Raw genomic sequence first — 8988 nt, forward strand, 5'->3', positions numbered from 1 at the left:
GAGAAATAACAAATATTTTGCAACGGCGAAAGAATTCAGGGATAAAATTGATGAACTTTTTAGTCAAACACTTCCCCAGATAGGTGATATTTTAGGAAGTAGAATTAATGACCATTTTCAGGCGTTAAAACATGCACCTTGAAGAATGATGGGTATATACCCGTAGATTTAATTGATACCGTGCTGTTTCTGCACGATATCAAGTCCGAAAAAACTGATTGTTATCTCATAATTCGCTCGTACTAATTCGCTGATACTAATTTAGGCTGACAAAATTGTCGCCACGCAACATCTGGCTGCCAATTTTCCGCCCATAGAGGAATATCTTTAGCCATCATCGGCCTCGCAATCCCATACCCCTGCGCCAATTCACAGCCTAATTGCAATAGCGCAACACCATGGGCGATGGTTTCTACTCCCTCGGCAATAACGTCACGCTTAAATGTCTTGGCCAATACCACCACGCTCTCGACAATCGACAAGTCATTGGAGTCAATCAACATATCACACACAAAGGTCTGGTCTATCTTAATCAAACTCGCGGGCAAATGCCTGAGGTGACTCAATGAAGAATAACCCGTACCAAAATCATCTAATGCAAAATTAACCCCCAGCTTAATACAGGCGAGCATGGTCTCAGAAACCTGCAACAAATCACCTATCGCACTCGTTTCAAGGACTTCTAATTCTAAAGCGCTAGGAGCAACCTCGGGGAATGCGGCCAATAACTCAGCCAAGCGAGTGGCAAAATCATCACTCTGTAATTGAATCGCGCTAATGTTGACACTGACGGGAATATTCACCCCCAGTGTTTGCCACGCCTTAATTTGACTCAGTGCGGTGCCAATGACCCATTCGCCTAGCGCGATACCGAGAACATGCTCCTCAATGACAGGCAAAAACTCATTAGGGCCGATTAAACCACGCTCGGGGCATTGCCAACGAATTAACGCTTCAACGCCAATCATTTCCCCTGTTTTCATATTGACCTTAGGTTGGTAATAAAGTAAAAACTCATTCCCGTCCAATGCCTTACGTATGCGTTGCAACTCTTTATGCTGATTAACCATCTCCGTATTATGTGCAGAATCAAACAAGCGATAGCGGTTCTTTCCCTGTTGCTTTGCAACATACATGGCTTGATCGGCATGGCGTATGAGTTGGTCTGCATCGACGCCATCTTGCGGATAAATAGATACCCCAATACTGGCAGATACTTCCAACCTAACGCCCCCCACTACCACAGGATCCGATGCAGCCAGCAATAGTCGCTCTAAGATAGGCTCACAATCCGTCATTGTTTGTATATTTTCCATCACAGCGACAAACTCATCCCCGCCTATACGAGCCAGCGTATCTTCATTACGCAGGGCTTCCTTCATGCGAGATGAGACCACAATTAATAATTCATCACCAACGATATGACCGTAGGTATCATTAATTTTTTTGAATCTATCCAAATCAACAAAGGCGACTACTAATAATGAGTGTTGATGTTGGCTGTGCTTCATGGATTGGGTTAGACGGTCTGCCAATAATGTACGATTAGGTAAGTTTGTTAACATATCATAGTGAGCAATACGTTCTAATTGTCCTTGGTGATCTTTAATTGCGGTAATATCGTTGAATAGGGCAACGTAGTTTTGCTCCACGCCAATATCATCGAGTACCGAGCTTATGGTAAGTATCTGCGGATAAACCTCGCCATTCTTACGCATGTTCCAGACTTCACCTGTCCAATAGCCTTTTTGTCGCAAAGAGGCCCACATCTCTTTATAGAACTCTGGTAAATGAAGTCCCGATTTAAACATTCGCGGATTTAGTCCTATCACATCACCGCGTGAGTAGCCGGTAATATCACTAAAAGCATCATTAACGTCTATGATGATACCGTTGGTATCAGTGATGATGATCCCTTCTTTGGCGTAGGTAAATACGCTGGCGGCAAGTTTGCGCGCGTCTTCAGATTGCTTACTCTTGGTGATGTCTTGATGTGTGCCGGACATTCGCAATGGCTTGCCGTCGATTGTCCACTCAACTACCCGGCCACGATTGAGGATCCAGACCCAACTACCATTATTGTGCTGCATCCGAAATTCGCATGCTAAAGATTCAGTCTCACCCTTGAAACAATCCTCTATCAATTCATTGGTCTTATTGACATCATCAGGATGTAGCAGTGCCTCCCAAGTATCAACGCTAGTGGGTTCAAGCTTATTAAGACTGTAGCCCAACATCTCGGCCCAGCGTTCATTTAACACGTTTTTACCCGTTTCTACATTCCATTCCCAGGTGCCAATATTAGCGCCCCAAATCACTTCAGCATAACGCTGACTTTGCTCGCGAAATTTTGTCTCAGTCTCCTTTAAGGCTATTTGGTTGCGCCTATTTTGGGTAACATCTTGGATTAATGATATCACCCCTATAACGTCACCGCGGTCACCGATAATTGGCGTGTTATGCCATTCACAGATAATAGTTCGGCCATCTTTTGTCAAGTTGTTACTGATGTTTATTGAATCTTTATTGTTTTCTAACAATGACTTACAGATATTTTCGATACCACTTCTACTTTTTTCAGGCACCAATAAATCTAATAGCGAATGCCCTCTAGCTTCATCAGCAGAGTAGCCGAATATGGCTTCGGCTGATTTATTCAACTCAATACAATTTGAGTGTTGATCCCATGAAATGTACCCGAGCGGCGTATTTTGAACATGGTGGGACAGCATCGCCTCACTCGCCTGTAATTTCATCGCGGTTTTGTTGCGGTCGGTGACATCCCGAATGAAGCCCATGTAGCCCTGAATTTGGCCATCAACATCTTTAATCATAATTCGACTGGTTTCGCCAACAACAATACCGCCGTCCTTGTGGCGGTAATTAGCTTCATAAGGTTTGAGTTTCTCTCCTGCGGCGAGATTAAAATACATTCGACCTTGTCGCTCATATTCTTCATTGCTTGCATAAATAATCGATGTGGTATTCCCAACAAGCTCATCAGAGCGATACCCTAACAAGAGTTCCATTCCCTGATTTATCGATATAATTCGGCGATCTGGGTCCGCGAAAATGAAGCCGTCGGTTACACAATTAGAAATTGAGGTAAACCACCTTTCGTTATTAACGGATGCTGTTTTCGCTTTATCAAGAGCGCGCAATGTTTGTTCGCGTTCACCCAGCTCCCTTGGAAACCAACGCTTGAGGAGAAGCCAGATGACCAGCAAGCCAGCAGCAACATTGATTAATGGGGGAATAATGAGCCAAGAAGGTTGCGACAACAGCTCGTTGATAGCTTGCGGGATAAACCCGTACAGTGAGGTAAAATACAACCCTAAATAGACACTTTCAATGATGGTCCTGACGGCATCAATGCCAAGGATAACAAGAAGAACGGCAACCGTTCCGCCAACGGCCCCATCAAGGGTTGTTAATTTTCTACGTTTAAGCAGACAAATGCCGATAATAACCAACCATAAGGTGGTCAATATCCAATATGATATCGGGGTGATAAGTTCAATAATATTCATTCATATCTAATTAATTGACTTGCAGGTAAACAGGATAATTGCTGTTGGGAAAGATAAACAAGCGCATCACAGAGACGCGCTTGATTATCAATTAAGTATAGTTAAATTTTAAATTGATCAACCAACTCTTTTAGCTGCTCAGATAAAAGTGCAATCTCACCAGCAGAGGCTCTTGTCTGGTTTGCAGCCACCGCATTTTCTTCGGCAATATGCTTTACATTAATCACATTTTTATTAATGCTTTCTGCAACAGAGCTTTGCTGCTCGGATGCACTTGCAATCTGAATATTCATGTCGTTAATCACACTAATAGCCTGAGTAATTGCCTGTAATGCACGCCCCGTTTCATTGGCTTGATCCACACACTCTGCCGCTTGAGTTCTCCCTTGAGTCATTACCGCTACCGTGCTTTGGGTTCCAGCCTGAAGCTGCTCAATCATATTTTGGATTTCTTGGGTAGACCCTTGGGTTCTCTGAGCAAGTGAGCGAACTTCGTCGGCCACGACGGCAAAGCCGCGTCCATGCTCACCAGCACGGGCTGCTTCAATTGCAGCATTGAGTGCCAGTAAATTAGTCTGGTCGGCAATCCCTCGGATAACGTCTAAGATTTTCACAATATTAAGAGTTGCGTGTTCGACTTCACCTAGCTTCTCAGAAGACTCATTAACCCTGTCAGCAAGGGTATTGATTGCTAAAATCGTTTTTTCAACCACCTGGCTACCACTACTCGCGTCATTGTCTGCTTGATTAGCCGCACCAGCCGCATTACTAGCATTACTAGCAACATCATTAACCGTCGCAGCCATTTCGTTCATTGCGGTTGCAACCAAATCTGTTTCAGTCTGCTGGTTTACCACCCCTTGGCTTGACTGCTCTGTCACCACCGCCAACTCTTGTGAGGCGGATGCAAGCTCAATACTGGCGCCTGCTATGGTCGCAATAATATTTCTCAGATTAGTGGCGGTCCCTTGAATGGATGCGAGTAACTGCCCAGTTTCATCGCGGCTTGAACTTGTTACTTCGATGGTTAAGTCGCCCTTTGCCAGTAGATTAGCGGCCTTAACTGCCTGACTTATTGGACGAGTAATGGCGATAGTCAACAAATAAGCTGCAATGGAGCCAATGAGGATGGCAACAAAAGAGAGAAGCAAGGTGAGGTTGATACTGTCCTTAGTATTTGCTTTTATCTCAGAGCCCAATATATCTTGCTCTGCCATAACAGACAGGTTTACGTCTTCTACACTTTTCGCCACCTGTGGACCAATTATATACAGTGTATTCTCAACCAACTCGTTTTTGTTTTTGATAAGTCGATGGATATCATTCAGGCCACTCATATAATTCTGATGCGCCGTCAAAAATTGAGCCAATAGCGATTGATGAGTAGGGTTTGACAAGTATTGTCTGAGATCTGTTGCTTCTTCTACCAGTTTAGTGTCTATCGAGTTGATAGCAACACCGTAATCTTGCTGACTATTAGAAGTCAGATACTTGCTAACATACAAGCGTCCAAACAACAATTTCTCTTGAACATGAGAGGCGTGATAAATGGTTTTGGCATCATTATCATCATAGGCCGATTGAATGATTGCAGCGATAGCTTTTCCCATTACCTCTCCCTGAGGCACGAGTTGGTCATTGAGGACACTGTTTTGTTGTTCCGTTAACGACACTACGCTAGAAAAAGCATTTTTATATTTGGTGATAGATAAATCAAGACCGCCTATTATTTGCGCACGTTCTGGTTGCTGAATTTCCTTTTTGCTCTTTACCAAGAAGGAATTCATTTTATCAAGGTAGGCTTTATATTGAGTTAGGTTATTGTCACTTTGTGTATTGAGATAACCCAGCACATTCATTCGAACCATTAACATATTTGCCTGTAAACGCCCTGAGAGATTAGTATCCCTTGCTAGGCCTTCGTATGTCGAGATCCCTTCATCGGCTTTTTTAAGTGCGAGAACACCCACACCGAGTACTACCGAAAGAAGGGCTAAAACCACAAAAAAACTTAAGCCTATTTTTAATCCTAATCGTAAATCCCTTAACATATATCCGCCTAATATCAATACATTATAAATTAATGGTTAATTTTTACTGAACGACGTACTGGATAATAATTACTAAATTCAATAAGTTATTATAACACTTTGTTTTTTGTAACTTATTGATATTGATCACATTGTATGTTATCTTATATAGTTGGTAATTTTATATTGACGGTTTTATTTGTTGGAATTACTTTGCAAATGTTAATTTTTTATAGCAGAAATAACAATCGCAATCGTATCGTCAGCGGACAGCACATGTGAGTTGATACAACTGCATATTCTCATTCACCGTTCAAAGGGCTGTTTGATAACTGTTTATTATCCCGAGTTGAGGTGAAATAATCTGAACTGACCATAAGTTTTGAACTAAAAATCCGAATTGCACTCGATCGATTATCAATAACCATCAATCGCATAGGATTTTGGCATAAATAATGTAGAGACTTTTTGTCAATTTTTTGTTTTAAGTTGGCACAAACACATCAACTCTTCAGCCTTTAATTCAGCGAAATAAATCTTCACGTCTTGATATCGGTGTACAGATCCATTAAGCCACAATAAGATTTATCCGCTAAAAAGTGTCAGGATTTTTTACACTTTTAATTTTGTTTCGGGGATGTGGAAGGAAACATCCTCTGGTTGACTGTTCTGGGGTAGGTGCAAACCTTTATTGTTCCGAAAAAAAAGCGGTCCCATCATTGTGTTTTTAACATTAGTCTACGTGGATTGCACCGTGCAAAAGCAAAAAAATGCCGCAATACAAATAACTGATTGCGGCATTTTTATCTAATCTGTAGAGAAAACCCCGTGATCAGAGCGAAGCGAAGTCGCGGGGATGAATCGATAAACTAACCTTGCTCTTGAATATATTGACGGATCGTATCAACGGAAGCGCTGCTAGTTGAGCAAGCAAAATATCCATCAGACCAATAATTGTTCTCCAACCAAAATTGCTTTTTAAGGTTCGGATATCAACTCCAAATTAATCTGTTGGTTTGCTGCTTAATTCTTCTAACATGCTGCCCAACAGCATATCTCGGTGAAATCCTCACAAGAATATGGATGTGATCCCTATCTATTTCGACCTCTTCAACTGAAAAGTCAGACTTCTGCGAAATATCTAGAACAGCCCTTTTTGCACATTAGCCAACATCTCCTTGCAGTAGTTTCTTCCGATATTTAACGACGAGGATTAAATGTAGTGCTTGTAATGAGAATTAGTTTGATATTCCATTTGACAAACTCTATTCATACAGTAGTTTATACAGTATATGAAAAAGACGCTTAGATATAATTTTAGGATAAAACCAACGCCAGAGCAGGAAGCCAAACTTATTGAGTTTGGCTCATATGCCCGTGGCGTATGGAACTTGTTGCTATCTGAAAATATGCGTCGATATCAGTACGATAAAACGTTTGTGTTTTACCATGAAATGGCTGGGCTGATTAAAGACTTGAAAAAATTCGAAGAGTTTCATGGCTTAAAGCCTTCGATTCTGCGACCTCACAGCAAGTCGCTCGTGATCTTGAAGCAGGGTTGAAAAACTCATTCACGAAAGGTCGTACTCAACAATTTCCGACATTTAAGGTCAGTTTTAAACAGAAAAAACTGCACAACGACAGTTTTAGGTGTGTAAATAACTCGAACCGTATCCGCATCGAAAATGGTGCGGTCAGCATTCCGAAAATTGGCAACGTACCGATTGTTTTACACCGTAAATTAGTCAGTGAAATCAAGACTGTTACTGTCCAACTATCACATGGTAAATGGGAAGTTTCGCTGACTCAAGAGGTTGAATGCAAGACCGCGAAGCGGGTCTTGTCATCAATTGTAGGCTACGACATTAACAGTCAGCATACGGTTGTAGGTTCGAGCGGTTGGTACGTTAAAAACCCAAAAGCTTTTAAACGTTCATCAACAAAGCTAAAGCAAATTCAAGTCCAGTTGAGCCGAAGGAAAAAGGGCTCAAATCGCTGGCATAAAACCAAATCACGCTTAAATACACTTCACGGAAAAATCTCACGCCAACGCCTAGCGTTCGCTCACGAAGTATCATGTTCGATAGCCAAGACCAGTGATATCATAGTGTTTGAGGATTTAAACGTGAAAGGTATGCAGCAATTTAACGGCCATATGGTGAACGATAACGTGATGGGTATGATCACTTCGCTGACTAAATACAAAGTTGAATTGAATGGCGGTATTTACCATGAAATTGGTCGGTTTGTGAAATCGTCAGGCATTTGTTATCAATGCAAGCACTCGCACAAGTTTGGCCTTAGCGTGCGAGAATTTGCCTGCGAAAGCTGCGGTTTAGTCCAGTGCAGAGATTTAGCAGCAGCTAAGTCTATCGAAAACACAGGCGAAAATGATTTAATGGCGGCTGGGATAGTCGCCAGGGTAACCCCCAAATTTCAGCAGAAAACATCGATTAAAACGAAAGTCTTTGAGCTATCAAAGTTTGGTGTGGGAACTGAGAAAAAAGAAGCAGTTTAGCCGTTAAAAGCTAGATTGCAGAAGCCCCGTGATCAGAGCGAAGCGAAGTCTCGGGGTAATTCACTGCGTTAATTATTCATATTTCGCAACAAGATTTTTAATCTTTGGATCTATCTCAGAGTGATGGTCGGAAAATTTTTCAGTTTTAAATCGGCGTCAATCACCTTTGACGGAGATTGTTGCTCGGCGGCTTTTGTCCTTAAGCTTACGAATTGGAGAGTATTGAAAGCTATTCTTTTCTTCAACATTAACCCAGTCTAGCGCTTTGACGGCATCTTTAATAACAGCAAAATATCAATGCCATTAATTGGTGGAAATATATTTATTGCGTACTCCAGAATTAAAATTAGCATGAGTGTAGTTTTTCTGGCTATATTGAGTTTAAGTCATGCGATGAGGTCAAAATTGGCGAGTTTCTTGTTAGGAATCTAAGTTAGGGGAGTTTGCTTTAAATGTACTGTAATCTTCCATGTGTTCTCCCGAACGCTTTTTCAAATAACGAGAAGTCCTCATAATCTGTTCGATCATTAATCGATTTACGGCGCATATTCATCATCATTGCGAGGATATCGTCTTTGCCATAGGCCTCAATCACCCGTTTGCGGATCAGTTCTTCTGACATAACTTCGATGAGAGCTTTTATAAATCACCTTCTTTCAATAATCGCTATCGTTTCAGCAACAGCAACAGCAACAGCGGCAAAAAAGTCTGCGAGTCGCTTTACACAACTCTCGAACCGGTGCTTTTCAAAATGGTTGTCACATATTTACGCCAAAGTGGATATTGATGGTCTAAGAGCATTAGCCATGCCCGGGTGCACGAAACATTGTGAGACATATACTCAAGTGAATTCAAACTGCAGGTTTTAATTTCTGAAAGTTATCATTAATTGTATCACCGAGCGTGTCAG

Annotated in this window: 5 protein-coding genes and 1 pseudogene; 2 read left to right on the forward strand and 4 right to left on the reverse strand. The window is 41.7% G+C overall.

All coding sequences use genetic code 11. The annotated features are described in order from the left end of the window. Nucleotides 1-242: 242 nt before the first annotated feature. From AAEZ02_RS21245 to tnpA, 3 genes and pseudogenes are all read right to left on the reverse strand, one after another. The gene (locus tag AAEZ02_RS21245; RefSeq protein ID WP_351124912.1) at nucleotides 243-3530 is read right to left on the reverse strand and encodes a PAS domain S-box protein; all 3288 of its coding nucleotides are present in this window, start codon (nucleotides 3528-3530) and stop codon (nucleotides 243-245) included. 101 nt (nucleotides 3531-3631) lie between these two features. Further along, on the reverse strand, nucleotides 3632-5581 hold the full coding sequence (locus AAEZ02_RS21250) for a methyl-accepting chemotaxis protein (RefSeq protein ID WP_351124915.1): 1950 nt from the start codon (nucleotides 5579-5581) through the stop codon (nucleotides 3632-3634). Between the two features lie 848 nt (nucleotides 5582-6429). Continuing rightward, nucleotides 6430-6699, reverse strand: a pseudogene (gene tnpA / locus AAEZ02_RS21255) (IS200/IS605 family transposase). Between the two features lie 153 nt (nucleotides 6700-6852). Here tnpA and AAEZ02_RS21260 point away from each other — a divergent pair. Then, nucleotides 6853-7122 (forward strand): helix-turn-helix domain-containing protein, encoded by a 270-nt coding sequence (locus AAEZ02_RS21260; protein ID WP_351124918.1) that lies wholly within the window; start codon nucleotides 6853-6855, stop codon nucleotides 7120-7122. Beyond that, complete coding sequence (locus tag AAEZ02_RS21265; protein ID WP_351124921.1) at nucleotides 7044-8078, forward strand: RNA-guided endonuclease InsQ/TnpB family protein; 1035 nt, start codon at nucleotides 7044-7046, stop codon at nucleotides 8076-8078. The genes AAEZ02_RS21260 and AAEZ02_RS21265 overlap by 79 nt, the downstream gene beginning before the upstream one ends. Before the next feature lie 448 nt (nucleotides 8079-8526). On the opposite strand, the gene AAEZ02_RS21270 is transcribed toward AAEZ02_RS21265, so the two are convergent. Further along, nucleotides 8527-8700 (reverse strand): hypothetical protein, encoded by a 174-nt coding sequence (locus tag AAEZ02_RS21270; RefSeq protein ID WP_164839455.1) that lies wholly within the window; start codon nucleotides 8698-8700, stop codon nucleotides 8527-8529. Nucleotides 8701-8988 lie beyond the last annotated feature (288 nt).

It is taken from the genome of Shewanella sp. T24-MNA-CIBAN-0130 (assembly GCF_040310185.1).
Lineage (GTDB): Bacteria > Pseudomonadota > Gammaproteobacteria > Enterobacterales > Shewanellaceae > Shewanella > Shewanella psychromarinicola.